This window comes from Vibrio proteolyticus NBRC 13287, from assembly GCF_000467125.1.
GTDB lineage: Bacteria > Pseudomonadota > Gammaproteobacteria > Enterobacterales > Vibrionaceae > Vibrio > Vibrio proteolyticus.
In genome coordinates this window covers 59,758-85,429 of sequence record NZ_BATJ01000021.1, presented here as the reverse complement: position 1 = coordinate 85,429, position 25,672 = coordinate 59,758, and the positions used below count along the sequence as shown (strand labels likewise).

Sequence of the window (25,672 nt, the reverse complement as noted above, 5' to 3'; positions counted from 1 at the left end):
TGTTATAGTTTTTCAGCTATGCGCAGTACGGAACTGCGTGAACGAGGATTGAGTTCAATTTCCTGTTTGGACGGTTTGATCGCCTTACCAATGGCTTTCATGTTGGCACTGCCCAACGCCTGGATCTGTGCTTCTGTCATCGGAATACCGTGTGGAACTTGGGGGCCTTGGCTCTCTTTACGAATGAAGCGTTTAACCATACGGTCTTCGAGAGAGTGAAAGCTGATCACCGACAGACGCCCTTGCGGTGCCAGGATCTCCGCTGCCCCTTTCAGCGCGGTATCAATCTCTTCCAGCTCACTGTTGATGTAAATACGAAATGCCTGAAAGGCTCGGGTCGCCGGATGTTTTTTCTCTTTGAAGCTCTTTGGCGCCGCATCCGAGATCAATTTGGCCAGCTGACTGGTGCGTTTCAGTGGCTCGTTCTCTTCGTTTTCACGGTAAGCCACGATCGCCTTGGCAATGCGGCGCGCGTGCTTGTCTTCACCAAATTCACGGATCACCCAGGTAATGTCATCCAAATCCGCTTCCATCAACCACTGCGAGACCGGAATACCAGAGGTTGGATCCATACGCATATCCAGTGGTCCGTCTTTCATAAAACTGAAGCCACGTTCGGCGTCATCCAGTTGTGGTGACGATACCCCCAGGTCAAACAGGACACCATCGACTTTACCCGCCAAGCCATGTTGTTTGGCGTAGTGCGCGATTCCAGAAAACGGACCGTGCACAATCGTAAAACGAGGATCATCGATGGTTTTCGCTTCCGCGATCGCCTGAGGATCACGGTCAATGCTGTACAAACGACCGTTTTCCCCGAGCTGAGACAAGATGGTGCGACTGTGGCCACCACGTCCGAACGTACCGTCGATGTAAATGCCGTCAGGTTTGATCGCCAGTCCCTCGATGGATTCGTGGAGCAATACGGAAATATGTTGGAAAGATTCGGTCATCGTTATCTCGTCTAGCTTGGGCTGAACCATGAAAACAGGTAAAGGTTAAGTGTACTGATTTAGTACTATATCGCCACTGCTATCGCTGCCATCACGTGATATTGCGCTAAGTTTAGTGGCTTCAGAAACATTTTCGTCAGTAAAAAGCAAAAAACCCATCATAACCGAAAAGTTACGATGGGTCTGAATAGTGGGAGTCGACCTGTAAGCCGGGTTCTGTTCCGCTTGCGCGGCAGTAGCCATTCGTCTAGGCCAGCAATCGCTCACTGGCTCAAGCAACCTACCCGCCTCCTTACGCGAGCAACGCAATGTGGAGGCCTATTTGGTCTTGCTCCGGGTGGAGTTTACCTTGCAACGAACTGTTGCCAGTCGTCCGGTGCGCTCTTACCGCACCCTTTCACCCTTACCTGATCCCTTACGGGCCATCGGCGGTCTTCTCTCTGCTGCACTTGTCGTAGGCTTGCGCCCCCCAGGCGTTACCTGGCACCCTGCTCTATGGAGCCCGGACTTTCCTCCCCTCCATCAGTCTCCCCAACACTAGGCTGAAGACATCAATGAAGCAGCGACTACCCGGTCGACTCCGAGGGCGGATTGTATAGAGTTCTGTGACGGGTGTCTAGGAAGATCCGGCCTGGATGGCACTTTCCGCCTTAAGCGAGCAAAGTTTCACCAACAGCGCGCAAAATCTCACCCTTGTGACACTTAACCTAAATGTTCCAGGCCCCACTTATACAAAGCGTTTTTCTTCACGCTGTAGATTTCCGCCGCCAGGGCCGCCGCTTTCTTAAGGGGCAGTTCCTGAGTCAGAATCGCCAGCGTGCGGGTCGCTTCTTCCGGCAAACTGCCGTCTGAGCTGGCCCGGAACCCGTGCACCAGCAGCACCATCTCACCCCTCTGTTGATTGTCATCCGCGGCCACCCATTCAACCAGTTCAGCCAATGGCATACCCTGAATGGTTTCAAAGGTTTTGGTCAGCTCACGGGCCAGCACCACCTCACGCTCCGGGCCGAGGACCGCCAGCATATCCTGCAGAGAATCCGTGATCCGATGTGGTGATTCATAAAAAATGCAGGTGCGCTCCGCTTTGGCAATTTCAAGAAATTTGTCTTTACGCCCTTTGCTCTTCGCCGGTAAGAAACCTTCAAAACTGAAACGATCCGACGGCAATCCTGAGGCACTTAACGCAGTAATGACGGCGCACGCACCCGGTAATGGCACAACTTTGACGCCTGCCTGACGACATTGCGATACCAGATGGTACCCTGGATCACTAATAAGTGGCGTGCCGGCGTCTGACACCAAAGCGATGGATTGCCCGGCGAGCAATTTTTCGACTAAGACTTGTGCTTTTTGCTGTTCATTGTGATCATGTAGCGCATAGGTCTTCGTTTGAATATTGAAGTGAGACAGTAACTTCCCTGTATGGCGGGTGTCTTCGGCAGCAATCAGGTCCACTCCGTTCAGCACGTTCAGTGCGCGGTGTGTGATGTCGCCCAGGTTACCAATTGGCGTCGGGACGATATAAAGAGTCGGGACGTCCATTGGCAAAGTTTTATTATCTGTCATTTGTTTACCATCACTTCAACGATTAATATAGAAACAATTTTACACGCAAAATAAAGAACTCATGGCTATGAAAAACCACAAGAGAGTCAGTGTACCACGCTTACTCACTCCTGTTGCATTAGCAATTACACTGGCAGCTTGTTCGTCTACGCCTTCCACATCGGACGTGGACATCACCTCTGCCCCGACTCAATCCGCCCAGCGTTACCTGATGCAGGCCGACAGTACACAAGGCAGCATCCAGAACGATTGGTTAATCCTGGCGCTGAAAGCCGCTATTCAGGCGGGCGACACTCAGCAAGCGGAATTGATCGTTAACCGCCTGTCAAAGCAGCAGCTCAGCGACGCCCAGCAGGCCGAATGGCAATTGGCTCGTGCGCAACTGTTGGTGACGCAAGAGCGTTACCCACAAGCGCTGAAACAGCTGAATTTTCAGCCAAGCTGGCAACTGGATGATCAGCAGTGGCTGGAATACCATCAGTTGCGCGCCGAGTTACTGACCCGTCAGGGAAAATATTTCGATGCCAGTCGTGAGCTGACACTGGCCTCGCCATATTTAATTCCAAGCCAGCAGCCGATGTTGTCTGAGCAAATCTGGAGCAACCTGACCAAGTACAAAACTGACGACATTACCGAGCTGGCGGCCGCGCCGAACGAAGCTGTACTCGATGGCTGGCTGCAACTGGCGGTGTACGCGAAAACCATGACCAGCGATATTCCTCAGTTGAAAAATACTCTGGAAAAGTGGCTGGCAGAAAACCCGAATCATCCGGCGGCCCAGTACACACCTCAATCTCTGACCAACATCCTGGCGCTGGACATTATCAAGCCAGTGAATTCCGCACTGCTGCTGCCGCTTTCCGGCAAATACGCCAAACAGGCGCAACTGATCCGCGATGGATTCATGATGAAAATGATGAACGATCCTAACCGCGATCCAAACGCCTCACTGACGGTAATCGATACCAACACCAACTCTGCCGAACAGATCAAACAGACGCTGGTGCAGAAAAACATCGATTTCATCGTCGGTCCGTTAACCAAAGAAAACGTTGAAGCCCTGCAACGTGAACAGAGCAGCCTGCCAGCGCCTATCCCAACACTGGCGCTGAACATTCCGGATCAACTCGAAGATGGCCCGGGCGTGTGCTATTTGGCGCTTTCCCCTGAACAGGAAGTGGCTCAGGCAGCCAAACACCTGCACGAGCTAGGCTACCAGTTTCCACTGCTCCTGGCACCGAAAGGTCGTTTGGGTGAACGCGTAACAGAAGCGTTTGAAAAAGAGTGGCGAAAATACAGCCCGAATAAAGTGGCGGTCAGCCTATTTGGTGATAAACGTCAGCTACAACGCAACATCAACACGGTTTTTGGCCTGCAAGACAGTCAACAACGTATCACTCAGATGCAATCCCTGATGCGCCGTTCACTGGAATCCCAGCCGCGCAGCCGTCGTGACATCGACGCGGTGTATATTGTGGCCAAAAGCTCCGAGCTGACACTGATCAAGCCATTTATCGAAGTCGCCATCAACCCGGATACCGCGCCACCGAAGCTGTTCGCTAACTCCAGCAGCAACAACGGCCGTAAACAATATGAAGACCTGACCGGTGTTGCTTACAGCGATATTCCACTGCTGATCTCACCCGATCCGCAAACAGCCGAGCAAATGGCTGAGCTGTGGCCACGTGAGTCCAACGTCGAGAAGCGTCTCAAAGCGATGGGCATGGACGCGTATACTCTGATGGAAGAGCTGCCACAAATGAAAGTGGTGTCTGGCTACACGGTGGATGGCCAAACCGGCATCCTGAGCATCGACTCACAGTGCGTCGTTCAGCGTGAAATCAGTTGGGGTGAGTACGGGAAAGCAACCCCAGTAACGACGACCGGCAGCGATGATATCGCCACGGACGAGTTGCCAACGGCGGAACCGGATGAAACTGCTGAAGAGCTTGAGCCGTCGCTCTAAAGGCGCTCACTACGAGACCGCAGCCAAAGAGTATTTACTTGGTTGCGGTCTGTCGTTAATTGAGAGAAACTTTAGCGCCAGAACGGGTGAGATCGATCTGATCATGCGTGACGGTGATACCATCGTCTTCGTAGAGGTACGCTACCGTACTCATCAGAACTTTGGTCATGCAGCGGAAACGGTTACGTATCAGAAAATGCAAAAGCTGATACGGACAGCAACCCGTTGGCTACAAACCCAGAACCTTTCGGTTCACACAACCGACTTTCGGTTTGACGTCGTTGCTATTCATGATAACGGCAAGCAAACTGACTGGATAAAAAACGCAATAGTTCAAGGATAATCAATGCTCGACAGCATTAAAGACAGTTTCAAAGAAAGCATTCAAATTCAAATCGCGGCAGCCGAAGCGCTGCCTGATGCCATTACCCATGGGGCTCAAGCCATGGTCACCAGCCTGCTCAACGGCAATAAAATACTCTGTTGCGGCAATGGCGGCTCCTCTTCGAATGCTCAACAGTTTGTCTCTTGCCTGCTCAATCGCTTTGAAACCGAACGTCCCAGTCTGCCGGGCATGGCACTAACCGCTGACAATACCACGCTCACGGCGGTCGCCAACGACTATCATTATGAAGAGATCTTCTCCAAACAAGTACGTGCATTCGGTCAGCCGGGTGACATTTTACTGGCAATATCCACCAGCGGTAACAGTAAGAACATCATCAAAGCGATGGAAGCGGCAGTGACTCGCGACATGACCATCATCGCTTTGACCGGCAAAGACGGCGGTGAAATGGCCGGGTTACTGGGCGAAAATGATGTGGAAATTCGGATTCCATCTCACAGAACCGCCAGAATTCACGAAGTCCATATGGTGACGTTGCACTGCTTGTGCGATCTTATCGATCAAGTTCTGTTTCCGACACACGAAGAGTAATGATGAAACGCCTAAAAACCTTGCTACTGACTGCGGTTATCCTGTCGACCTCCGGGTGTGCGGGATTATTTGTCGCTGGTGCGGCAACCACCGCCAACATTGTGACCGATCCCCGTTCAACGCAGGAGATCTGGAATGACAACAACATTGAGTTTGAAGTCGCCGGTATTGGTAACAAAGCGCCGTACACTGGCAATGTGCGCATTGTGGCCAGTTCCTACAACGGCACTGTGGTTCTGATGGGACAAGCTCGTAACCAGGAGTTACTCGATCAGTTCGTTGCACAGGCTCGTGACGTCAAGGGCGTCAAAACCATCTACAATCAAGTCCGGATCAAAGCACCACTCTCGGTTGGCGAAATCAGCCATGACAGCTGGATCACCACCAAAGTGAAGTCGTCGCTACTGGCTGACAGCGAGCTGACTACCGTCAAAATCAAGGTCATTACCGAGGACAAAGAAGTCTTTTTGCTGGGCTACGTCAAACGTGCGCACGCCGATAAAGCCGTCAACATCGCCCGAAATATCTCTGGTGTAAAGCAAGTCATCAAAGCGTTTGAATACGCCGACTGACGCTTAAATGAAGTCGATAAAAAAGCAGCGCTAATGCGCTGCTTTTTTTATTTCACGACTCTCAAACTCGGCCGTCCTTTGGGACGTGGTGCTTCGTCATCATCGTCGTCCGTGGTCTGGTTTTCCGCCGAGGTCGCTACAGTCAGACCTGTGGCTTCCGCTTCTTCAGCCAGCTCTTCCAGCGCTTCATCTTCATAAGCGATGTCGTAAGCTGGCTCAGGCTCAAACATGGTCCCTGCCCCATTTTCGCGGGCATAAATCGCCTGCACCGCGTATAGAGGCACAATCACCGAATGAGGACGTCCGCCGAAACGGGCGTTGAAGGTAATCACTTCGTTCCCCAGTTCCAGATTCCCGACCGCTCGCGGAGCGAGATTGAGGATGATCTGGCCATCCTGGATAAACTCAACCGGAACCCGAACCCCAGGTAAAGTGGCATCCACCACTAAGTGAGGCGTCAGATCGTTGTCAACCAACCAGTCATAAAACGCGCGCAGCATGTATGGGCGACGCGGAGTCATTTGGGCAATATCCATCGATTCTGTTAGCGAGCCAGGCGCATTTCTCGTTCAGCTTCAGTCAGTGAAGCCAGGAATGAATCACGTTCAAATACGCGGTTCATGTAAACTTTCAGTTCTTTTGAACCCGGACCTGTCAACTCAATACCCAGTACAGGCAAACGCCACAACAGCGGAGCCAGGTAACAGTCGATCAGGCTGAATTCTTCACTCATGAAGTATTCGTATTCAGCGAAAACCGGCGCCAGAGTCAGCAGGTCGTTGCGCAGTTTGTTGCGCGCAGCTTCCGATTCTTCCGCAGTGCCTTTCACCACTTTCTCAGCCAGTGAGTACCAGTTTTTCTCAATACGGTAGATCATCAGACGGCTATTACCGCGGGCAACCGGGTAAACAGGCATCAGTGGTGGGTGAGGAAAACGCTCATCCAGGTATTCCATGATGATCTTCGAATCGTACAGCGCAAGCTCGCGGTCAACAAGAGTTGGCACTGTCTTGTATGGATTCAACTCAATCAGCTCAGCTGGCAGATTTGCTTCATCAACAAGTTCAACTTCTACACTGACGCCTTTCTCAGCCAGTACAATGCGTACCTGATGGCTATACATATCAGATGCGCTTGAAAATAGAGTCATCACAGAACGTTTATTGGCAGCTACAGCCATGGAGCCCTCCAGCACACTTACTTAAATAAAAACAATGGAGGCTAAGCCTCCATTGTAAACGTTAAAACGCGGAAATTAGCACGGTATGATAGCACAATTAGTGCACATCGCGCCAATACTCTTTCTTGAGTAACACGACCACGATGGTCAGCAGAACCAAGAAGCCCATCACCCACCAGCCAAGAGCATGACGCTCGAGCTTGACCGGGTCACCGGAGTACTCCAGAAAGTTCACCAGATCACGGACCGCTCTGTCGTACTCTTCGGTATGCAGCTCACCCGTTCCGTCGGTTTTAGTACCAACCACGACTTTATGCTCTTCACCATCCACCATTTTGGTTTCAAACACTGGCTGCGGAATCCCCTGCAGCTCTTCCAACACGTGAGGCATGCCCACACTCGGGAAAACGATGTTATTCACCCCAAACGGACGAGACGGATCGGCGTAAAATGAACGCAGGTAAGTATACAGCCAATCGGTACCACGCACGCGGGCCACCAGTGTCAAATCTGGTGGTGGCGCGCCAAACCACTTCGCAGCCGACTCTTCAGGAATGGCATTTTCCATCAAGTCACCAATTTTCGCTTCAGGATTGAAAATCAGGTTTTCTTTCATCAGATCAGCCGGAATGCCGAGGTCAGTCGCAACACGCTCATAGCGTTGATATTGCGCCGAGTGACAGCCAAAACAGTAGTTCATAAACAGTTTGGCACCGTTTTGCAGTGATGCCTCATCCGTCAGATCGTTGTTGGCTTGGTCCAACGGCACCTTCGCACCAGCAGCCATCGCCAGAGATGGCAGCAAAGCAAATAAAACTACAATCCATTTCTTCATTTGAAATTCACCCTCTCTGGTAATGGTTTGGTCGCTTCATTCTTGCTGTAGAAGAACAGCAGCACGAAGAACATGAAGTAACCTAAGCTAAAGATCTGCGCCAGCAGTGTGTATGTTGGAGTCGCAGGCAGCGCCCCCAGAATACCCAGCGCGATAAAGCAGATGGTGAACTGAATGATATTGATCAAATGAAGCTTGCTACGGTAACGGTAAGAACGCACTTTACACCGATCCAACCAAGGCAGCACAAACAGAACCACAATGGATGCCCCCATTGCGATAACGCCCAGCAGCTTGTCCGGTACCGCACGCAGAATCGCGTAAAATGGTGTGAAGTACCAAACCGGTGCAATGTGCTCAGGCGTTTTCAGCGGGTTTGCCGCTTCAAAGTTAGGTGGCTCAAGGAAGTAACCGCCCATCTCTGGGTTAAAGAACAAGACATAACAGAACAGGAACAGGAAGCCTGCCACACCCACCAAATCCTTAACCGTACCGTACGGATGGAAAGGGATCGAATCGATGATGTCGTATTTCTTAGTGTAGTACTCGTGGAACTTGAACTGGCTCTGGTAATCGTCGCCCATAGAGCCTTTCGGCAGCTTAGTTTCGATGCCGTCCGGGTTGTTAGAGCCCACCTCATGCAGCGCCAGAACGTGCAGCACGATCAAGAGCAGCAATACGATCGGTAGTGCGATTACATGCAGAGCAAAGAAACGGTTCAGCGTCGCGCCGGAGATTACGTAGTCGCCACGAATCCATAGTGTCAGATCATCACCGATCACAGGAATCGCACCAAACAGAGAAATGATCACCTGAGCGCCCCAGTAGGACATCTGCCCCCATGGCAACAGGTAACCCATAAAGGCTTCTGCCATCAGAACCAGGAAGATCAGCATACCGAACAACCACAGCAGCTCACGCGGCTTCTGGTATGAGCCGTAGATAAGTCCACGGAACATGTGCAGATACACCACAATAAAGAACGCCGATGCGCCAGTGGAGTGCATGTAACGCAGCAGCCAGCCGTATTCCACATCACGCATGATGTATTCGATAGAAGCAAACGCGCCGTCGCCGGACGGAACATAGTTCATAGTCAACCAGATACCCGTTAGGATCTGGTTTACCAGGACAAGCATTGCCAGTGAGCCAAACAAGTACCAGAAGTTGAAGTTCTTCGGCATTGGATACTCAGAAAGGTGTTTCTTGTACGCATTCATTGCGGGTATGCGTTTTTCTACCCAATCAAGTAGAGCTTGCATTATGCCTCCCCAGTTTCATCAATACCGATAATGATTTTGGTATCACTCAGGTACATGTGCTTAGGCACCACCAAGTTCAGCGGCGCGGGCACCCCCTGGAAGACTCGGCCAGCCATATCAAACTTCGAACCGTGACACGGACAGAAGAAACCTGACTTCACACCCTGAACCTGTTCGCTGAAACTGTCTGGTAAATAGGTAGGCGAACACCCCAGGTGAGTACAGATACCAACCGCGATGAAATACTCGGGTTTGATCGAACGGTACTCATTCTGAGCGTAATCCGGTTGCTGTGCTTCTTCTGAAGAAGGATCACGTAATTGACCGTCGATGACCTTCAGGCCGTCAACGATAGACTGTGCACGTCGAACCACCCATACAGGCTTACCACGCCACTCGACACGAACCATCTGCCCTTCTTCCAGTTTGCTGACATCAACTTCAACTGGGGCACCGGCAGCTTTCGCTTTGGCACTCGGGTTCCAGGACTTAATAAAAGGAACGGCGACAGCAGCTGCTCCAAGACCACCAACAACCGCCGTTGTTGCCGTCAAGAAACGTCTGCGACCGTTATTTAAAGGCGCATTGCTCATCCAACATTCTCCCATTTGCTCCTTATGGATTATCGTTATTCCGATGACAGAGCATGGCTAACAAAATACGATTTTCGTTGTATTTATTTGATGGGAAATGATAAATAAAACCCTACTTTTTGACAAGATAAAGCTACCTTTTTGTAACATTTGTGAAGTAAATCGCTTGTGAGGTCACAAAAGGGAGATAAGTGAAACAAAGCAGAATAAACGGCCGTTCGGGAGAGGATTTTCTTCGAGCAAAAAACAAAAAAGCCTGGCAAAAATGCCAGGCTTTTGACCCACAATCCGATATAAAAATCGGAGCGTTCTCTTTTCGTAAAAAGAGATTAACGCTTAGAGAATTGTGGACGACGACGTGCTTTACGCAGACCCACTTTCTTACGTTCAACGCGACGAGCGTCACGAGTAACGTAACCAGCGGCACGTAGAGCAGGACGTAGAGACTCATCGTATTCCATCAGAGCGCGAGTGATACCGTGACGGATAGCACCTGCTTGACCTGAAATACCGCCACCTTTAACAGTAACGTATAGGTCCAGTTTCTCAGTCATTTCAACTAGCTCAAGAGGTTGTTTAACAACCATGCGAGAAGTTGGACGACCGAAGTACTCATCAAGGCTACGCTTGTTGATTACGATGTTGCCGCTGCCTGGTTTGATGAAAACACGTGCAGCTGAGCTTTTGCGACGGCCAGTGCCGTAGTATTGATTCTCTGCCATTTCCGAAATCCCCGATTAGATGTCCAGTACTTGTGGTTGTTGAGCAGCATGGTTGTGCTCAGCGCCAGCGTAAACTTTCAGCTTACGGTACATAGCACGGCCAAGAGGACCACGTGGAAGCATGCCTTTAACCGCTAGTTCAAGAGCCATCTCAGGCTTACGATCGATCAGCTTTTCAAAAGTGATTGATTTTAGGCCGCCTGGGAACTCAGAGTGACGGTAGTACACTTTGTTTTTAGCTTTGTTGCCTGTTACAGCAACTTTCTCAGCGTTGATAACGATGATGTAATCACCAGTGTCAACGTGAGGAGTGTATTCAGCTTTGTGTTTGCCACGTAGGCGAGATGCAATTTCACTTGCTAGACGACCTAGAGTTTTACCCTCAGCGTCTACAACGTACCAGTCGCGTTTTACAGTTTCTGGTTTAGCAACGAAAGTTTTCATGCTAATAATAACCCGTTAATTTAAATTTACACTTAAGGAGCCTTAGCTCCCACTGACTAAGAGCCCAGTCATCACCCCTTCGAGTGGGTGGCACTCTCGACCCAACTTGGAAAAATTGAGTCTGCAGTAACGGTGGGTCGCAGGATTATAGAGAAGAGCGAAGAAAAAATCACCTCTTTTTGAACAAAATCACGAATTTTTTCTTCGTTGTCTAAAAATCGCAGACAGCCTTTAACCTAAATGCTCCCGAGCTAGGTATTCGTGACTCTGCATTTCAATCAGGCGTGACTGACAACGTTTGAATTCAAACTCCAGATGCCCTTGTGTATACAGGGCTTCTAAGGCAACTTCTGCCGAAATAATCAGTTTAACGTGTCGCTCGTAAAACTCGTCCACCAGAGCAATAAAACGTCGCGCCGCATCGTCAATATTGCGCCCCATTTGTTTCACGTCTGACAGCAATACCGTGTGATACAGTTTGGAGAGTTCAATATAGTCATTTTGGCTACGGGCGGTTTCGCACAGCTGGGCAAACGTCGCCTGAAGCACCCCGTCACAACTGGCGACAACCTCCAATTGACGATGATTGATGTCAATCTTCTGTTGGTAAGCTTTGTCTTCACCGACCAATTGACGGAAATAACGCATCAGATTACTGCGGGCGGCGTCATCAATTGGAAAGTGGTAAATCTCCGCCTGCTCCAGCGTACGTAGCCGATAGTCGACGCCACTGTCGACATTCAGGATGTGGCAATGCGTTTCGATCAATTCAATCGCCGGCAGAAAACGCGCACGCTGTAAGCCATTGCGGTACAGATCATGTGGCGGAATGTTCGACGTCGCGACCAAAATCACCCCGCGTCTGAACAGAGCCTGAAACAGAGTGCCCAGTATCATGGCATCGGTAATATCTGAAACAAAAAACTCATCAAAACAAATGACGTCCGCTTCCAACTTAAACTTATCAGCGACACACTCAAGCGGATCGCTCACCTCGGCCAGGGCCGCCAGTTCATCATGCACCCGGTACATGAAACGGTGAAAATGGACGCGCATTTTTTTCTGGATAGGTAAGGCGTCATAAAACGCGTCCATCAGATAGGTTTTACCGCGCCCCACTCCACCCCAGAAATACAGCCCTTTCGGCGCCTCCGCCTGACTTGCCTTTTTACCGGACAAACGCTGCCATAACGATCGCGTCGCTGGTGGCTGGTTCACATGCTCGAGAATCTGATGATAAAGGCTATCTAGGGCGTCGACAGCTTGTTGCTGAGCGGCATCGTGTTGAAAGCCAGGAGTTAAAAGATCGTTCTCGTATCGCTGCTTGGGAGTCATACACCTTTCCATTCAAACTTCTAATCGGAGCACACGCATTTTGCTTTATCCAATCTGGGACTCATAGTACCATGTGATTTGAACATGTGTAACCAACCGGTAAAAAACATGTTAAATAACAATGATAAGGAGCTATTATGCCTTGGATTTATGCCCTTGTTGGCCTGTTAGTAGGTGCGGTCTTGGGGATTGTGATTACCCGAATCATGACCCCTGAGTACAAAAAGCAAAAGAACATTCAGAAAGACCTGGATGCGGCTAAGTTCGAGATAGAGCAGCATCGCCAGGAATTGGCTGACCATTTTGCCCAGGCCGCAGAAATGCTGGATACACTGGGTAAAGATTACACTAAGCTGTATCAGCACATGGCGAAGACCTCTGTCGAGCTCCTTCCTAACCTGCCAGAGCAGGATAACCCATTCGCGAAGAAACTCACCCAGGCGGAAGAGCCGCGTGATGTCGTGGATGAACTGAGCGAGCAGGCACCGAAAGACTACGCCAGCGGCGCCACCGGCTTACTGCGTGAGCAGGAGAAAGAGATCATTCGCTCCGCCGATGTGGTGAACGTCAAAGCCTCATAAATCACACTGGTGAACTAAACAAAGGTTTTTGAGTCATAACTCTCAGATGTAGCAATTGTTTTTTAATATTTCGGACAAATATTAACCTCAATGGCGTTAACTGAAAGGAGTTAAAACGATGAAAAAACCTTTGCTTGCCTTAACCATCCTGTCGTTAAGCATAAGTTCACTCATCACCCCTATATCGGCCACCGCAGCCTTGCCTTTTTCTGCCAGCGGTGAACAGCTGCCGAGCCTAGCCCCAATGCTGGAAAAAGTCACACCAGCGGTGGTCAGCATTGCCGTCGAAGGCACTCAGGTATCCAAACAGCGTCTTCCCGAACAGTTCCGTTTCTTCTTTGGCCCTGACTTTCCGACTGAGCAGCTTCAGGAGCGTCCTTTCCGCGGACTGGGCTCCGGCGTAATTATCGATGCCGGGAAAGGCTATATCGTCACTAACTACCACGTCATCAACGGCGCCGAGAAAATCCGGGTCAAGCTGCACGATGGTCGTGAATACAAAGCAGAGCTGATCGGCGGTGATAAAATGTCTGACGTCGCGCTATTGCAGCTCGAGAAAGCGAAGAATTTAACGGAAATTAAGATTGCAGATTCGGATCGATTGCGGGTCGGTGATTTCGCCGTGGCCATCGGTAACCCGTTTGGCCTTGGCCAGACCGTCACCTCGGGGATTGTGTCAGCGCTGGGGCGCAGCGGGCTCAACATCGAAAACTTCGAGAACTTCATTCAGACCGACGCGGCCATCAACAGCGGTAACTCGGGCGGTGCTCTGGTCAACCTAAATGGTGAGCTGATCGGTATCAATACCGCCATTCTAGGCCCAAGCGGCGGCAACGTCGGTATCGGCTTTGCTATCCCATCCAATATGATGAAAAATCTCGCCGACCAAATTCTGGAATTTGGTGAGGTCAAACGCGGCATGCTGGGGGTTCAGGGGGGCGAAGTCACCTCAGAGCTGGCTGACGCCCTGGGTTACGAGTCCAGTAAAGGGGCCTTTGTTAGCCAGGTGGTGCCTGACAGCGCCGCCGATAAAGCGGGGCTACAAGCTGGTGATGTCATCGTGTCGGTCAATGGCAAAGCGATCAACACCTTCTCAGAGCTGCGCGCTAAAGTCGCCACCCTGGGAGCTGGTAAAGAAGTCACGCTCGGCGTGGTACGTGACGGCAAAGAACGCAGCTTCCGGGTCACACTGGGCGAGCAAACCAACATCAAGACCGCTGCCGAGAAACTGCATGAAGGACTGACTGGAGCCGAGCTAACCAACACCACCAAACGCGATCCGGTGACCGGCGTTAAAGTAACCGAAGTGAAAAAAGGCTCACCAGCTGAAGCTTATCAGTTGCAGACCGGCGACATCATCATCGGTGTGAACCGTCACCGGGTGAAAAACCTCGCGGACCTGCGCGCAGTGCTGGAGAAAAACCCGGGAGTTCTGGCGCTGAATATTCAACGGGGTGAACGTTCGATATACTTAGTCGTTCGCTAGACAAAACGCGACTCGCTTACCAAAGGGCAGCTCAGAGATGAGCTGCCCTTTTATTATTTTGAGATCTGATGCTATGCTCTGCGATTCGAATTATGTTAATTGGGGCGTTATGAGAAAACTATGCTGAAATTCCTGTTGCGGTCAGTGTTATTGGGTGTTCTGACTGCCGCTCTCCTGATCCTCGCGGTGCCTTCTTTGCGTTCCAATGTGATTCCCGTGGTTGACACCGCCAGCCCTCAAGATTTGAGCGACTTGCAGATTTCCTTCAATAGCGCGTACCGACGTGCTGCGCCGGCCGTGGTCAATATCTACAGCCGCAAGTATGCTGAAAATGACCGCACTAAATTGTCGACGCAGGGCTTGGGATCCGGCGTGATTGTGAACCCGAAAGGCTACATCATCACCAATTATCATGTCGTCGCTCAGGCCGATCAGATCATCGTAGCACTGCAAGACGGTCGCGTCGCCGCTGCACAACTGGTGGGCAAAGATCGCCGCACGGATATCGCGATTCTGCGTATTGAACTGTCCAGCCTACCGGTGATCCCGCTCAACCCGAATTACTCGCCCAACGTCGGCGACGTCGTCCTGGCGATCGGTAACCCATACAATCTGGGACAGACCACGACCTTTGGCATCATCTCCGCTACCGGGCGTTCATCAATCAGCGCCGATGGACGCCAGGCCTTTATTCAAACGGATGCTGCCATCAATCAGGGGAACTCCGGAGGCGCACTGGTTAACACACGGGGGGAACTGGTTGGCATCAATACTGCGTCGTTCCAACAAGCCACCGATCTGGAGACCTATGGTATCTCGTTTGCTATTCCGTATGCGCTGGCGAGTAAAATCATGGAAAAAATCATCGCTGATGGCCGGGTGATCCGCGGCTACATCGGTGTCGATGGTCAGGACATCAACCCGGTTACAGCCCGTCTGCTGGGTAATGAACATATGGGTGGTATCATCGTACTGGGGGTGGACCCCAATGGGCCTGCCAGCACCGCGGGCTTTCAGGCTCAGGACATTATCCTGAAAATCGATGGCGAAAAAGTCAACGGCCGACAAAGTGTGATGGACCTGGTTACTGACCTGCGTCCAGGTACCACCGTTGATGTGCTGATCCTACGTAAAGGCGAAGAGAAAACCCTGACAGTGACCGTTGCGGAAGACACCCGCTAGTACCGCGATTAAACCAACAGCTACAGATATAAACATCCCCGCTCATTGGCGGGGATGTTTCTTGTTACTCTTCTTCGGCAGGTTCCGTTGCGTCACTTTCCACATCAATCCGGGTTACGCGCTGCAACCCTCGTGGCAGTAAGCTGCCACGACGGCCTCGTTCACCACGGAAATTCTCCAGGTCCGCCGGCTTCAGGCCTAACTTGCGTTTTCCGGCATAAAGCGTCACCGAGCAGCCTTGCGGCAAGGCCATCAGGTGCGAGACAAACTCTTCACGCTCTTTGGCTTTCGCTGCCGGAATGTTGATGATCTTGTTTCCTTTCCCTTTGCCCAGTTGCGGCAGGTCTTTGATCGGGAACAGTAACATCCGGCCCTGGTTAGTGATCGCCAGAATTTCATCGGAGTCGAGATCATTGATGCTTTGCGGCGTCATGATTTCCGAGTTTTGCGGCAATGTCACCAGCGCTTTACCACTGCGGTTTTTCGACAGCATATCCGCGCCTTTACACACGAAGCCGTAACCAGCATCCGAGCCAATCAACCACAGCTGATCTTCTTCACCCATCACCACCTGACGCACATGCGTGCCGGCACTGATATTGAGTCGCCCAGTGATCGGTTCCCCCTGGCTACGCGCAGACGGCATAGAGTGCGATTCGAGTGAATAACTGCGACCATCACTGCCAAGGAATACGGCCTGTTGGTTGCTCTTACCGATGGCATGAGCCAGATACTTATCGCCAGACTTGTAGTTAAGCCCTTCCGCATTGACGTCATGACCTTTGGCGTGACGGATCCAGCCTTTTTCTGACAACACAACCGTGATTGGCTCACTTGGCACCAAGTCACGTTCAGTCAGCGCTTTGGCTTCCGCACGTTCTATCAGCGGTGAACGGCGGTCGTCGCCATACTTCTCAGCATCGGCTTTGATCTCTTTCTTCAGCAAGGTATTCAGACGGCGTTCGGAACCCAGCAGTTGCTCCAGTTTCTCACGCTCTTTTTCCAGCTCTTCCTGTTCACCGCGGATCTTCATCTCTTCCAGCTTAGCCAGATGACGAAGTTTGGTGTCGAGGATAGCGTCCGCCTGAATGTCGGTGATACCAAAGCGCGCCATCAGCACGGCTTTCGGATCGTCTTCGGTCCGGATGATTTCAATCACTTCATCGAGATTCAGATACGCGACCAGCAAACCTTCCAGAATGTGCAGGCGTGCCAGCACTTTATCCAGACGGTATTGCAAACGACGACGTACGGTCTCACGACGGAACTCAATCCATTCGCTCAGGATCTGCACCAGCCCTTTGACTTGTGGACGGTTGTCCAGACCGATCATATTCAGGTTAACGCGGTAATTTCTTTCCAGATCCGTCGAGGCGAACAAATGGTTCATCAGTTGCTCGCTGTCGACCCGGTTCGAACGCGGAACGATCACGATACGCGTCGGATTCTCGTGATCCGATTCATCACGCAAATCGTCGACCATCGGTAGCTTCTTGGCGCGCATCTGGTTGGCGATCTGTTCTAGCAACTTCGCACCGGAAACCTGATGTGGCAACGCGGTCACCACAATGTCACTGCCTTCTTTGTGCCATACCGCACGCATTTTAATGCTGCCGCGACCGTTGCGATAAATCTTCTCGATTTCCGCTTGGGGTGAAATGATCTCCGCTTCCGTCGGATAATCCGGTCCTTTAACGTAATCCATCACCTCGGGCAATTCCGCTTTCGGATTGTCGATCAGGTGGATGGTCGCATCGGCAATTTCACGTACGTTATGTGGTGGAATGTCGGTGGCCATGCCGACGGCAATGCCGGTCACGCCATTGAGCAGAATATGTGGCAGTCGGGCTGGCAACATTTGCGGCTCTTTCATCGTGCCATCAAAGTTTGGTTGCCACTCAACCGTGCCCTGACCCAGTTCCCCGAGCAGTACTTCGGCAAACTTGGACAGTTTCGCTTCGGTATAACGCATCGCAGCGAACGATTTCGGATCGTCCGGTGCCCCCCAGTTCCCCTGACCATCAACCAGAGGATACCGGTAGGAGAATGGCTGCGCCATCAAGACCATGGCTTCGTAACAGGCCGAATCACCGTGAGGGTGATATTTACCCAATACGTCACCGACGGTACGCGCGGATTTTTTGTACTTAGCCGAAGCGGACAATCCCAGCTCCGACATGGCGTAAATGATACGTCGCTGAACCGGCTTCAGGCCATCACCAATGTATGGCAATGCCCGGTCCATGATGACGTACATGGAGTAATTCAGATAAGCGTCTTCGGTAAACTTGCGCAGTGGCAGTTGTTCAACGCCATCGTAGGTAATTTCAGTAGACATGGTTAAACCTCAACCTCCGCCTGATCGCCGTTGCGTTGCAGCCAACTGCGACGGTCATCGGCACGCTTTTTACCCAGCAGCATATCCATCATTTCATTGGTTGCTTCATCGTCATCGATGGTCAGTTGCACCAGACGACGCGTGTTCGGATCCATCGTGGTTTCCCGCAACTGCAGCGGGTTCATTTCACCCAGACCTTTGAATCGTTGGACGTTGATTTTGGCTTTTTTCTTACTCAAACGTTCTAGGATGCCGTCTTTCTCGCCGTCATCCAAGGCGTAAAAGACCTCTTTACCACAATCGATGCGATACAGTGGCGGCATCGCCACATAAACGTGTCCTGCCTCAACCAACGCACGGAAATGGCGGGTAAACAACGCACACAACAAGGTGGCGATGTGCAGACCATCTGAGTCCGCATCGGCCAGAATGCACACTTTGCCGTAACGCAGGCTGTCCAGATTATCGCTGTCCGGGTCGATCCCCAATGCGACGGAAATATCGTGCACTTCCTGCGACGCCAACACCTGATCCGCCGACACTTCCCAGGTATTAAGAATCTTACCGCGCAGTGGCATCACCGCCTGAAATTCGCGATCGCGGGCTTGTTTCGCACTGCCGCCGGCCGAGTCCCCTTCCACCAGGAACAGCTCGGTACGGTTGAGGTCCTGCACCGAACAATCGGTCAGTTTCCCCGGCAGAGCCGGGCCAGACGCCACTTTCTTACGCACCACTTTTTTGCTCGCGCGCATACGGCGATGCGCATTAGCAATACACACTTCCGCCAGTTGCTCAGCCAGTTGCGGCTTTTCATTCAACCACAAACTGAACGCATCTTTGACGACGCCAGAAACAAAGGCTGCCGTCTGACGTGACGACAGACGTTCTTTAGTCTGCCCTGCAAATTGGGGATCCTGCATTTTGACCGACAGCACGTAACTACAGCGGTCGAACACGTCATCACCGGTCAGCTTGACACCGCGTGGCAGCAGGTTACGGAACTCACAAAATTCGCGCATCGCATCCAGCAGGCCCTGACGCAACCCATTCACATGAGTGCCTCCCTGCGCTGTCGGGATCAGGTTGACGTAGCTTTCGGTGATCATCTCACCGCCTTCCGGCTGCCAGATCACCGCCCAGGTAGCCGCTTCCGTTTCCGCAGAAAATTCGCCGGTAAATGGTTCTTCCGGTAACACCGGATAGCCTTTGACACCTTCGGCCAGATAGTCTTTCAGACCGTCTTCATAGAGCCACCGGTGCTCTTTGCCATTGACCTTGTCACTGAAGGTGATTTCAAGACCAGGGCACAGCACCGCTTTAGCACGCAGGTTGTTGACCAGACGTGTCACAGAGAAGTTGGCGGAGTCAAAATATTTGGCTTCAGGCCAGAAGTGCACGCTGGTGCCCCGATTACGGCGGCCACAGGTACCAGTCACGGTCAGATCTTCGACCTTATCACCGTGTTCAAAGGCAATTTCATACACCTGACCATCGCGGCGCACGGTTACTTCCACACGCTTGGACAGGGCGTTCACCACCGAAATGCCCACGCCGTGCAGACCACCGGAGAACTGATAGTTTTTGTTGGAGAATTTACCGCCGGCGTGCAGCTTGCAAAGGATCAATTCAACCCCGGAAACCTTCTCTTCCGGGTGAATATCAACAGGCATACCACGACCATCATCGATCACTTCAAGTGACTGGTCGGCATGAAGAATCACTTGTACCTTGGAGGCATGTCCGGCTAACGCTTCATCGACACTGTTGTCGATCACTTCCTGACCCAGATGGTTTGGGCGAGCGGTATCCGTATACATCCCTGGTCGGCGACGTACTGGTTCTAAACCATTAAGAACCTCAATGGCCCCAGCATTATATTGTTCAGTCATAATACGGAATGCTTTCGTAAATAAATAATGAGTGACTTTACGCTCTGTTCATGAATGTTTTTGTGATTTGAGCAAAAAACGGTCAGCCATGGCTGATTTATCCGCCATGAAACGCAGCAAAGTATAGGTGGAACATAGTCTGGAAGAGCTCGACTTATGTCAAGCGACATAAGTGAGTAACAGGCAAAATTATGACTCTTCCCTCAATGAGCGCAAAGAGATGTATTACAGCCCTAAGAACTGAATAATCGCGGGCGGATAACGTTCAAAACCGACAAAACTGTGGTCTCCTCCCTGTTCAATGGTTTGTTTGGCGGCAGCAAACTTACTGACGGCCTGACGATAGTCGAGCACTTCATCCCCCGTCTGCTGCAGCAGCCAAAAATCTTGCGGATCAGCGAGCACCGGCACATCGAGTGCTTTCAGCTCTTCAATATGCGCCTTCGTCAACTGGTAACGCTCGTGGGTATACGGGTTTTCCTGTTCCCCGAGGTAATCCACCAACAACTCATATGGACGTACGGCCGGGTTCACCACTACCGCTTTAAAGCCATAGCCTTGATTGAGCCAGGTCGACAAGTAGCCGCCAAGCGAACTGCCCACCAGACCAATGCGGTAATCATTCTGATACTGCTCCACAAGTTGCGTGAGCAGCTCTGCCGCTTGCTGCGGGAAACAAGGTAACTGCGGAACCACAACTTTGATGTCCGGGCGGTGTGTCTGGCAGTAGCTTTTCATGTCCGATGCTTTGACCGACAACGGCGAGCTGTTAAACCCGTGGATGTACAGTAGCAGTGGCTTTTTCATTCAGTACCCCGAAGCGCTGAAGTCAGGCAAGAAATGTCCTTCCGGCAGTCGCTGCACCTGAGTGTGCAAAGTGCCGTCTTGACACAGTTCCAGCTCACGCCATCCAGGTGACTGACGATCAAGCGCAAAATCGTTTGAGCGAGGTTTAAACTGCACGCAAGTTGAGGGGGTGGCCATCACTCGGACATCGCCACGTTGCAGATCCATTTCCTGATGAATATGGCCGCACAACACCGCACGAACATTACTGTGTTTATCCACGATCTCCCAGAACGCCTCACTGTCTTTGAGGGTATGCTGATCCAGCCAGGCACTGCCAACCAACAATGGGTGATGATGCAATAGCACCAGCGTGTAACGATCCGGGTGAGCGCTCAACTGATTATCCAGCAAGGTCAATTGAGCATCACTCAACCGTCCGTGCGGGACCCCCACAACCTGCGAGTCCAGCAGAATCATCTGCCAGTGTTCGCCGAGCAGCACATGCTCTGCGGTCTGGATTTGCTGCGACGGCAGAATCGCCCCCATGCTGGGCTTATAATCGTGATTACCCGGCAACCAGAAACATGGCTGGCTCAGTGGCTGGATACCACGCTCAAACTTCTCATACGACTCGCGGCTGTGGTCCTGAGAAATATCTCCGGTAGCAAGAATGGCATCAAACCCCACCTGCCGCTCAAGAATGGCTGCCACCACAGCATGAAAACTCTCCGCCGTGTTGACACTGAGTAAGCTTCCGTCTTCGGGCGCAAACAGATGAGTATCTGTAATCTGCAGCAGTTTGATCCGCTGATCTGTTGAGCTTGACGACACGTTCAAAATCTAAAACCTAAAGTAATTATTAATTTGTCTGAATCGGAGTCCGGCTGATTCCGTGTTTGAGGCAAAACGTCAGCCAGTCGCCAAGAAAACGGTTTAACTGAGCTTTTTCGTCCCGCTGTACCATGTTGACATTGGGGTACTCGTAACGCGGCTGAACACGGCTGACGCTGTCACTGCCACACACCTCTGCCACACGAGCATCGTGGTACAGCCTGACAGACATTTTTGGCAATGGAAACACCGGAATATCATCACTTTGACAGATGTCGACCAAAGTTGTGTACTTTGTGACTTCGCCCACTTCCAACTGATAAGTCATGCTGGCCGCCTGATAGCAGCGCACGTCCCCGACGCTCGGCTGGTGTGGCAGCAAAGCGTTCAGTTTGGCGTAGTTGGTCTCATAAACCCGCATCAACTCCGCCAAATCAACGTGATACGGTTTTCTCAGTGCTACTTCAGCCATTGTGATCTTAAATGCTCATAATTGAGTTCTAACCATTGCAGTGCAATTATTGAGGCACCATTCTCAAATTTACCTTCCCGTACATATTGATACGCTTGTGCACGTGACAACACCCGTACGCGGATGTCTTCGCCTTCATAATCCAGCCCGTGAATGCCCTTGGCCGTGGACGCGTCCACTTCACCGACAAACACATCCAACATTTCCGAGCAGCCCCCTGCTGACGGGTAGTAAGAGGTGACTTTTTCCATGCGACCGATGTTGATCCCCGCCTCTTCCGTCGCTTCCCGGCGAACCACTGCCTGAGCCGACTCATCACGATCGATCATTCCGGCAATGATTTCCAGTTGCCACGGATGTTGGTGCTCCAGCGCACCTACCCGGATCTGCTCGATGATGACCACTTTATCAGTTACCGGGTCATAAGGAAGCATAGCGGCTGCATGGCCTCTTTCAAACATCTCGCGTTCAATGGGCTCGCTCCAGCCACCAGCAAACAACTTATGCCTGAAACGATACTTTACCATCTTGAAGAAACCATGAAACAACGTCTCTTTGGCGATGATTTCTACATCGTCCACAGTAAACTCAGCTTGTTGCTCGTCAAATTGTTGCATTTATCACCTCTCTGAGTGAATCTAATAGTTTACGCAGAGAAGCACTGAACCACCAAGGACTTGGCTCAACTTTTTATACAATTTTTATAGTAAAATTTAAATTGATTAATTAAATTTATTGTACAATTGGACAGCTAAGTGTAAAAAAGTGCAAAGTTTCGAGTGAATTACCATCAAATTACGTTAGAATCTCAACAGTCACCCTCTTTGAACCAGGCAGGTATAGGACCAATGAAAAAACTGCTTCCTCTATTTATCAGCGCTGCGCTCGGCAGTCTGAGTACTTCGGCATGGGCGGATACGCTGGCTGAAATTTACAACCAGGCAAAAGACAACGATCCAACGCTTATGAGCGCGGCCGCTCAGCGTGATACTGCATTCGAAGCAGTGAACTCAAGCCGTAGTGTATTGCTACCGCAAATTGACCTGACTGCCGGTTACAATATTAACCGCAGTGATGAAGACGCACGTGAAAGCGACAAGCTGACTGCTGGCGTAAACTTCTCACAACAACTGTACAACCGTTCAAGCTGGATTTCGCTCGATACGGCCGAGAAAACTGCGCGCCAGGCAGACTCAACGTACGCGGCGGCGCAACAGGATCTGATCCTGCGTGTGGCTCAGGCGTACTTCGATGTACTGCGCGCTCAGGACAACCTCGAATTTGTCCGCGCGGAAAAAGCCGCGGTGGGTCGCCAACTCGAGCAAACCAAACAACGTTTTGAAGTTGGCTTGTCTGCCATCACCGACGTGCATGACGCCCAGGCTCAATACGATGCGGTTCTGGCAGATGAAGTCCTGGCACAAAATGACCTGACCAACAGCTATGAAGGTTTGCGTCAGATCACCGGACAAGATCACGCCAATCTGTATGTTCTGGATACCAAACGTTTCTCTGCCAGCAAACCTGGTGAAGGTGCAGAGTCACTGGTGAAAGAAGCCGAGCAACGCAACCTGCAGCTATTGAGTGCACGTATTTCTCAGGACATCGCGCGCGACAACATCTCTCTGGCGAGCTCTGGGCATCTGCCATCACTGACGCTGGACGGCGGCTACAACTTCGGTAACGACAGCAACAGCAACGCCAACAATGGGCCGAATGAACAGTACAACGACTTCAACATCGGTGTGAACCTGTCGGTACCTCTTTACACCGGCGGCAACATCAACTCGCAAACCAAGCAGGCTGAATACCAGTACGTGGCAGCGAGCCAGGATCTGGAAGCGACTTACCGCAGTGTGGTCCGTGATGTTCGTGCGTTTAACAACAACATTAGCGCGTCTATCGGTGCGATCCGTGCCTACGAACAGTCGGTTGTGTCGGCCAGATCGGCTCTGGAAGCAACGGAAGCGGGCTTTGATGTCGGCACCCGTACCATTGTGGACGTACTGGACGCGACCCGTCGCCTGTACGATGCCAACAAAAACCTCTCGGATGCTCGCTACAACTACATCATTAGCGTACTGCAATTGCGTCAGGCTATCGGTACTCTGAATGAGCAGGATGTCATGGACATCAGCGCCGGCCTGAAACCAGCACCGGCGTCTAAGCCAGGTAAAACCTCGTAAACCGGGTTCAAGATACGCAAAAGCCGCTGACAACAGCGGCTTTTTTCTTGTCGATGTCCCGGCCCTGGCCTCTGGCCATGACCGGAATCCCACTCACAGCACTTAACCTTTGCCGCCTTTAATCGCATCGATGATTTCGGTGGTCGAGCAGCCATCTTCAAAGTTCAGTACTCGTACTTCACCGCCATTGGCAATCACTTCCTTACCTCCTGCGATCTCTTCCGGCTTGTAATCACCGCCTTTGACCAGCATATCCGGCAGCACCTCTGAGATCAGGCGTTGCGGCGTATCTTCACCAAACGGCACCACCCAGTCCACTGCGCCCAGCCCCGCCAGTACTGCCATACGGCGATCCGTCGGATTGACCGGACGACCCGGCCCTTTGAGGCGCTTCACCGATTCATCCGTATTAACGGCAACGATTAATCGATCGCCCAACTCGGCCGCGTGATTGAGGTAAGACACATGACCAGCATGCAGAATGTCAAAGCAGCCATTGGTCATCACCACTTTCTCCCCTTTCGCCTGAGCTCGCTTCACGGCTTCGATCAGCGCAGATTCAGAGATCACACCGTAGTCGGTATCTTTGCTACCGTGGATCGCTTCCGCCAGCTCAATGGTCGACACCGTTGACGTGCCCAGTTTACCCACGACCACACCGGCTGCCGCGTTTGCCAGCGCACACGCTTCATCCAGAGGTTTACCCGCAGAAACCGACGCCGCCAGGACCGAAATCACCGTGTCACCGGCCCCGGTCACATCAAAGACTTCTTTTGCCTGAGTCGGCAGATGGAACGGCTCCTGACCACGACGCAGCAATGTCATCCCGTGTTCACTGCGTGTCACCAACAGAGCTTCAAAGTCAAACTGTTCGATCAGCGCCAACCCTTTGCGGACCAGTTCCTCTTCATTGCGAACTTTGCCCACCACCAATTCAAACTCTGTCATGTTCGGTGTCAGCAGAGTCGCGCCGCGGTAACGTTCAAAGTCGGCCCCCTTCGGGTCAATGAACACAGGTACCTGAGCCGCACGGGCTTTCTGGATCAGTTGCTGCACATTTTCCAGCGCACCTTTGTCGTAGTCCGACAGGATCACCGCCCCCACTTTGGGTAGTGCACGCTCCATACGCTCATTGATTAACGCCGGATCCACGTCTTCAAACTTGTCTTCAAAGTCAAGGCGGATCAGCTGCTGACCGCGGCTCAGCACCCGCAGTTTGGTCACGGTCGGGTAGTTGGGCAACGCCACGAAATCACAACTCACTTTGAGCGCCGTGAGTGTCTCAGTCAGTACCTTGGCTGGCTCATCCATCCCGGTTAAACCGACGATATGGGCGTGTCCCCCCAGCGACGCAATGTTCATCGCAACGTTGGCGGCCCCGCCTGGACGCTCTTCGTTATTCTCTACTTTGACTACCGGCACCGGGGCTTCTGGAGAAATGCGCCCGGTTGGCCCATACCAGTAGCGATCAAGCATCACATCACCAATGATCAACACGCCCGATGAGCTGTAATCAGGTAGGATTGGTTTCATTGTGGATCTCCAATATTAAT

25 protein-coding genes and 1 other RNA gene are annotated in these 25,672 nt (G+C 51.7%); 8 read left to right on the top strand and 18 right to left on the bottom strand.

From position 1 onward, the window contains the following. Positions 1 to 2: 2 nt before the first annotated feature. The 3 genes from rsmH to rsmI form a co-directional block, all read right to left on the bottom strand. Positions 3 to 953 (bottom strand): 16S rRNA (cytosine(1402)-N(4))-methyltransferase RsmH, encoded by a 951-nt coding sequence (gene rsmH, locus VPR01S_RS18810; protein WP_021706961.1) that lies wholly within the window; start codon positions 951 to 953, stop codon positions 3 to 5. A 189-nt stretch (positions 954 to 1,142) separates the two neighbouring features. Beyond that, an RNA gene (gene rnpB / locus VPR01S_RS22035) (RNase P RNA component class A) lies at positions 1,143 to 1,535 on the bottom strand. A 120-nt stretch (positions 1,536 to 1,655) separates the two neighbouring features. Then, positions 1,656 to 2,519, bottom strand: a complete 864-nt coding sequence (gene rsmI, locus VPR01S_RS18805) for a 16S rRNA (cytidine(1402)-2'-O)-methyltransferase (protein ID WP_021706959.1) — start codon at positions 2,517 to 2,519, stop codon at positions 1,656 to 1,658. A 67-nt stretch (positions 2,520 to 2,586) separates the two neighbouring features. Here rsmI and VPR01S_RS18800 point away from each other — a divergent pair, with 67 nt between their 5' ends. The 4 genes from VPR01S_RS18800 to VPR01S_RS18785 are packed head-to-tail and all read left to right on the top strand — an operon-like array spanning position 2,587 to position 5,994. Then, positions 2,587 to 4,485, top strand: a complete 1,899-nt coding sequence (locus tag VPR01S_RS18800; RefSeq protein WP_081693210.1) for a penicillin-binding protein activator — start codon at positions 2,587 to 2,589, stop codon at positions 4,483 to 4,485. Continuing rightward, positions 4,460 to 4,828 (top strand): YraN family protein, encoded by a 369-nt coding sequence (locus tag VPR01S_RS18795; protein ID WP_156008755.1) that lies wholly within the window; start codon positions 4,460 to 4,462, stop codon positions 4,826 to 4,828. Before VPR01S_RS18800 ends, VPR01S_RS18795 begins: the two co-directional genes overlap by 26 nt. Positions 4,829 to 4,831: 3 nt before the next feature. Further along, the gene (locus VPR01S_RS18790; protein WP_021706956.1) at positions 4,832 to 5,422 is read left to right on the top strand and encodes a phosphoheptose isomerase; all 591 of its coding nucleotides are present in this window, start codon (positions 4,832 to 4,834) and stop codon (positions 5,420 to 5,422) included. Between the two features lie 2 nt (positions 5,423 to 5,424). Then, positions 5,425 to 5,994, top strand: coding sequence for a BON domain-containing protein (locus tag VPR01S_RS18785; RefSeq protein ID WP_040903127.1), 570 nt, complete (start codon positions 5,425 to 5,427; stop codon positions 5,992 to 5,994). Between the two features lie 47 nt (positions 5,995 to 6,041). Here the strand turns inward: VPR01S_RS18785 and sspB are convergent, their stop codons facing one another. The 8 genes from sspB to zapE all read right to left on the bottom strand — a co-directional run bounded on the left by sspB (position 6,042) and on the right by zapE (position 12,365). Beyond that, on the bottom strand, positions 6,042 to 6,530 hold the full coding sequence (gene sspB, locus VPR01S_RS18780) for a ClpXP protease specificity-enhancing factor (protein WP_021706954.1): 489 nt from the start codon (positions 6,528 to 6,530) through the stop codon (positions 6,042 to 6,044). Positions 6,531 to 6,538: 8 nt separating this feature from the next. Then, the gene (gene sspA / locus VPR01S_RS18775) at positions 6,539 to 7,174 is read right to left on the bottom strand and encodes a stringent starvation protein SspA (RefSeq protein ID WP_021706953.1); all 636 of its coding nucleotides are present in this window, start codon (positions 7,172 to 7,174) and stop codon (positions 6,539 to 6,541) included. 97 nt (positions 7,175 to 7,271) lie between these two features. Next, positions 7,272 to 8,009: a cytochrome c1 gene (locus VPR01S_RS18770; RefSeq protein WP_021706952.1), complete on the bottom strand. Its 738-nt coding sequence runs from the start codon at positions 8,007 to 8,009 to the stop codon at positions 7,272 to 7,274. Then, the gene (locus VPR01S_RS18765; RefSeq protein ID WP_021706951.1) at positions 8,006 to 9,271 is read right to left on the bottom strand and encodes a cytochrome b; all 1,266 of its coding nucleotides are present in this window, start codon (positions 9,269 to 9,271) and stop codon (positions 8,006 to 8,008) included. The genes VPR01S_RS18770 and VPR01S_RS18765 overlap by 4 nt, the downstream gene beginning before the upstream one ends. Continuing rightward, positions 9,271 to 9,864: a ubiquinol-cytochrome c reductase iron-sulfur subunit gene (petA, locus tag VPR01S_RS18760; RefSeq protein ID WP_040903124.1), complete on the bottom strand. Its 594-nt coding sequence runs from the start codon at positions 9,862 to 9,864 to the stop codon at positions 9,271 to 9,273. The genes VPR01S_RS18765 and petA overlap by 1 nt, the downstream gene beginning before the upstream one ends. A 329-nt stretch (positions 9,865 to 10,193) precedes the next feature. Continuing rightward, on the bottom strand, positions 10,194 to 10,586 hold the full coding sequence (rpsI, locus tag VPR01S_RS18755) for a 30S ribosomal protein S9 (protein WP_021706949.1): 393 nt from the start codon (positions 10,584 to 10,586) through the stop codon (positions 10,194 to 10,196). A gap of 15 nt (positions 10,587 to 10,601) precedes the next feature. Continuing rightward, positions 10,602 to 11,030: a 50S ribosomal protein L13 gene (rplM, locus tag VPR01S_RS18750; protein ID WP_021706948.1), complete on the bottom strand. Its 429-nt coding sequence runs from the start codon at positions 11,028 to 11,030 to the stop codon at positions 10,602 to 10,604. A 231-nt stretch (positions 11,031 to 11,261) separates the two neighbouring features. Next, positions 11,262 to 12,365 (bottom strand): cell division protein ZapE, encoded by a 1,104-nt coding sequence (gene zapE, locus VPR01S_RS18745; RefSeq protein WP_021706947.1) that lies wholly within the window; start codon positions 12,363 to 12,365, stop codon positions 11,262 to 11,264. A 137-nt stretch (positions 12,366 to 12,502) separates the two neighbouring features. On the opposite strand from zapE, the gene zapG reads away from it, so the two are divergent. The 3 genes from zapG to degS all read left to right on the top strand — a co-directional run bounded on the left by zapG (position 12,503) and on the right by degS (position 15,614). Beyond that, positions 12,503 to 12,946 (top strand): Z-ring associated protein ZapG, encoded by a 444-nt coding sequence (zapG, locus tag VPR01S_RS18740; protein WP_021706946.1) that lies wholly within the window; start codon positions 12,503 to 12,505, stop codon positions 12,944 to 12,946. Between the two features lie 118 nt (positions 12,947 to 13,064). Beyond that, positions 13,065 to 14,432 carry a DegQ family serine endoprotease gene (locus VPR01S_RS18735; protein ID WP_021706945.1) on the top strand — a complete coding sequence of 456 codons (1,368 nt, stop codon included), beginning with the start codon at positions 13,065 to 13,067 and terminating at the stop codon, positions 14,430 to 14,432. A gap of 120 nt (positions 14,433 to 14,552) precedes the next feature. Next, positions 14,553 to 15,614: an outer membrane-stress sensor serine endopeptidase DegS gene (gene degS / locus VPR01S_RS18730; protein ID WP_021706944.1), complete on the top strand. Its 1,062-nt coding sequence runs from the start codon at positions 14,553 to 14,555 to the stop codon at positions 15,612 to 15,614. A 64-nt stretch (positions 15,615 to 15,678) separates the two neighbouring features. Here degS and parC read toward each other — a convergent pair whose 3' ends face one another. From parC to nudF, 6 genes are all read right to left on the bottom strand, one after another. Next, the gene (gene parC / locus VPR01S_RS18725; RefSeq protein ID WP_021706943.1) at positions 15,679 to 17,952 is read right to left on the bottom strand and encodes a DNA topoisomerase IV subunit A; all 2,274 of its coding nucleotides are present in this window, start codon (positions 17,950 to 17,952) and stop codon (positions 15,679 to 15,681) included. Between the two features lie 2 nt (positions 17,953 to 17,954). Continuing rightward, positions 17,955 to 19,841 (bottom strand): DNA topoisomerase IV subunit B, encoded by a 1,887-nt coding sequence (gene parE / locus VPR01S_RS18720; protein ID WP_021706942.1) that lies wholly within the window; start codon positions 19,839 to 19,841, stop codon positions 17,955 to 17,957. A 225-nt stretch (positions 19,842 to 20,066) separates the two neighbouring features. Continuing rightward, a complete protein-coding gene (gene yqiA, locus VPR01S_RS18715) occupies positions 20,067 to 20,648 on the bottom strand; it encodes an esterase YqiA (RefSeq protein WP_021706941.1) in 582 nt (193 codons plus the stop codon). Next, positions 20,649 to 21,467: a 3',5'-cyclic-AMP phosphodiesterase gene (gene cpdA, locus VPR01S_RS18710; protein ID WP_021706940.1), complete on the bottom strand. Its 819-nt coding sequence runs from the start codon at positions 21,465 to 21,467 to the stop codon at positions 20,649 to 20,651. Between the two features lie 22 nt (positions 21,468 to 21,489). Then, positions 21,490 to 21,933 (bottom strand): DUF1249 family protein, encoded by a 444-nt coding sequence (locus VPR01S_RS18705; protein ID WP_021706939.1) that lies wholly within the window; start codon positions 21,931 to 21,933, stop codon positions 21,490 to 21,492. After that, positions 21,921 to 22,550, bottom strand: coding sequence for an ADP-ribose diphosphatase (gene nudF / locus VPR01S_RS18700; RefSeq protein ID WP_021706938.1), 630 nt, complete (start codon positions 22,548 to 22,550; stop codon positions 21,921 to 21,923). Before nudF ends, VPR01S_RS18705 begins: the two co-directional genes overlap by 13 nt. 231 nt (positions 22,551 to 22,781) lie before the next feature. On the opposite strand from nudF, the gene tolC reads away from it, so the two are divergent. Then, positions 22,782 to 24,119, top strand: a complete 1,338-nt coding sequence (gene tolC, locus VPR01S_RS18695) for an outer membrane channel protein TolC (protein ID WP_021706937.1) — start codon at positions 22,782 to 22,784, stop codon at positions 24,117 to 24,119. A gap of 102 nt (positions 24,120 to 24,221) precedes the next feature. Here tolC and hldE read toward each other — a convergent pair whose 3' ends face one another. Then, the gene (hldE, locus tag VPR01S_RS18690) at positions 24,222 to 25,652 is read right to left on the bottom strand and encodes a bifunctional D-glycero-beta-D-manno-heptose-7-phosphate kinase/D-glycero-beta-D-manno-heptose 1-phosphate adenylyltransferase HldE (protein ID WP_021706936.1); all 1,431 of its coding nucleotides are present in this window, start codon (positions 25,650 to 25,652) and stop codon (positions 24,222 to 24,224) included. Between the last annotated feature and the right edge of the window lie 20 nt (positions 25,653 to 25,672).

Bases quoted from the DNA above. Each gene is read 5' to 3' on its own strand.
- VPR01S_RS18735 (WP_021706945.1), top strand. From the start codon at position 13,065: ATGAAAAAACCTTTGCTTGCCTTAACCATCCTGTCGTTAAGCATAAGT.
- rsmI (WP_021706959.1), bottom strand. From the start codon at position 2,519: ATGACAGATAATAAAACTTTGCCAATGGACGTCCCGACTCTTTATATC.
- petA (WP_040903124.1), bottom strand. From the start codon at position 9,864: ATGAGCAATGCGCCTTTAAATAACGGTCGCAGACGTTTCTTGACGGCA.
- zapE (WP_021706947.1), bottom strand. From the start codon at position 12,365: ATGACTCCCAAGCAGCGATACGAGAACGATCTTTTAACTCCTGGCTTT.
- sspA (WP_021706953.1), bottom strand. From the start codon at position 7,174: ATGGCTGTAGCTGCCAATAAACGTTCTGTGATGACTCTATTTTCAAGC.
- VPR01S_RS18800 (WP_081693210.1), top strand. From the start codon at position 2,587: ATGAAAAACCACAAGAGAGTCAGTGTACCACGCTTACTCACTCCTGTT.
- zapG (WP_021706946.1), top strand. From the start codon at position 12,503: ATGCCTTGGATTTATGCCCTTGTTGGCCTGTTAGTAGGTGCGGTCTTG.
- parC (WP_021706943.1), bottom strand. From the start codon at position 17,952: ATGTCTACTGAAATTACCTACGATGGCGTTGAACAACTGCCACTGCGC.
- sspB (WP_021706954.1), bottom strand. From the start codon at position 6,530: ATGGATATTGCCCAAATGACTCCGCGTCGCCCATACATGCTGCGCGCG.
- rsmH (WP_021706961.1), bottom strand. From the start codon at position 953: ATGACCGAATCTTTCCAACATATTTCCGTATTGCTCCACGAATCCATC.
- VPR01S_RS18705 (WP_021706939.1), bottom strand. From the start codon at position 21,933: ATGGCTGAAGTAGCACTGAGAAAACCGTATCACGTTGATTTGGCGGAG.
- nudF (WP_021706938.1), bottom strand. From the start codon at position 22,550: ATGCAACAATTTGACGAGCAACAAGCTGAGTTTACTGTGGACGATGTA.
- VPR01S_RS18765 (WP_021706951.1), bottom strand. From the start codon at position 9,271: ATGCAAGCTCTACTTGATTGGGTAGAAAAACGCATACCCGCAATGAAT.
- VPR01S_RS18790 (WP_021706956.1), top strand. From the start codon at position 4,832: ATGCTCGACAGCATTAAAGACAGTTTCAAAGAAAGCATTCAAATTCAA.
- hldE (WP_021706936.1), bottom strand. From the start codon at position 25,652: ATGAAACCAATCCTACCTGATTACAGCTCATCGGGCGTGTTGATCATT.
- VPR01S_RS18785 (WP_040903127.1), top strand. From the start codon at position 5,425: ATGAAACGCCTAAAAACCTTGCTACTGACTGCGGTTATCCTGTCGACC.
- VPR01S_RS18770 (WP_021706952.1), bottom strand. From the start codon at position 8,009: ATGAAGAAATGGATTGTAGTTTTATTTGCTTTGCTGCCATCTCTGGCG.
- rpsI (WP_021706949.1), bottom strand. From the start codon at position 10,586: ATGGCAGAGAATCAATACTACGGCACTGGCCGTCGCAAAAGCTCAGCT.
- yqiA (WP_021706941.1), bottom strand. From the start codon at position 20,648: ATGAAAAAGCCACTGCTACTGTACATCCACGGGTTTAACAGCTCGCCG.
- degS (WP_021706944.1), top strand. From the start codon at position 14,553: ATGCTGAAATTCCTGTTGCGGTCAGTGTTATTGGGTGTTCTGACTGCC.
- parE (WP_021706942.1), bottom strand. From the start codon at position 19,841: ATGACTGAACAATATAATGCTGGGGCCATTGAGGTTCTTAATGGTTTA.
- rplM (WP_021706948.1), bottom strand. From the start codon at position 11,030: ATGAAAACTTTCGTTGCTAAACCAGAAACTGTAAAACGCGACTGGTAC.
- tolC (WP_021706937.1), top strand. From the start codon at position 22,782: ATGAAAAAACTGCTTCCTCTATTTATCAGCGCTGCGCTCGGCAGTCTG.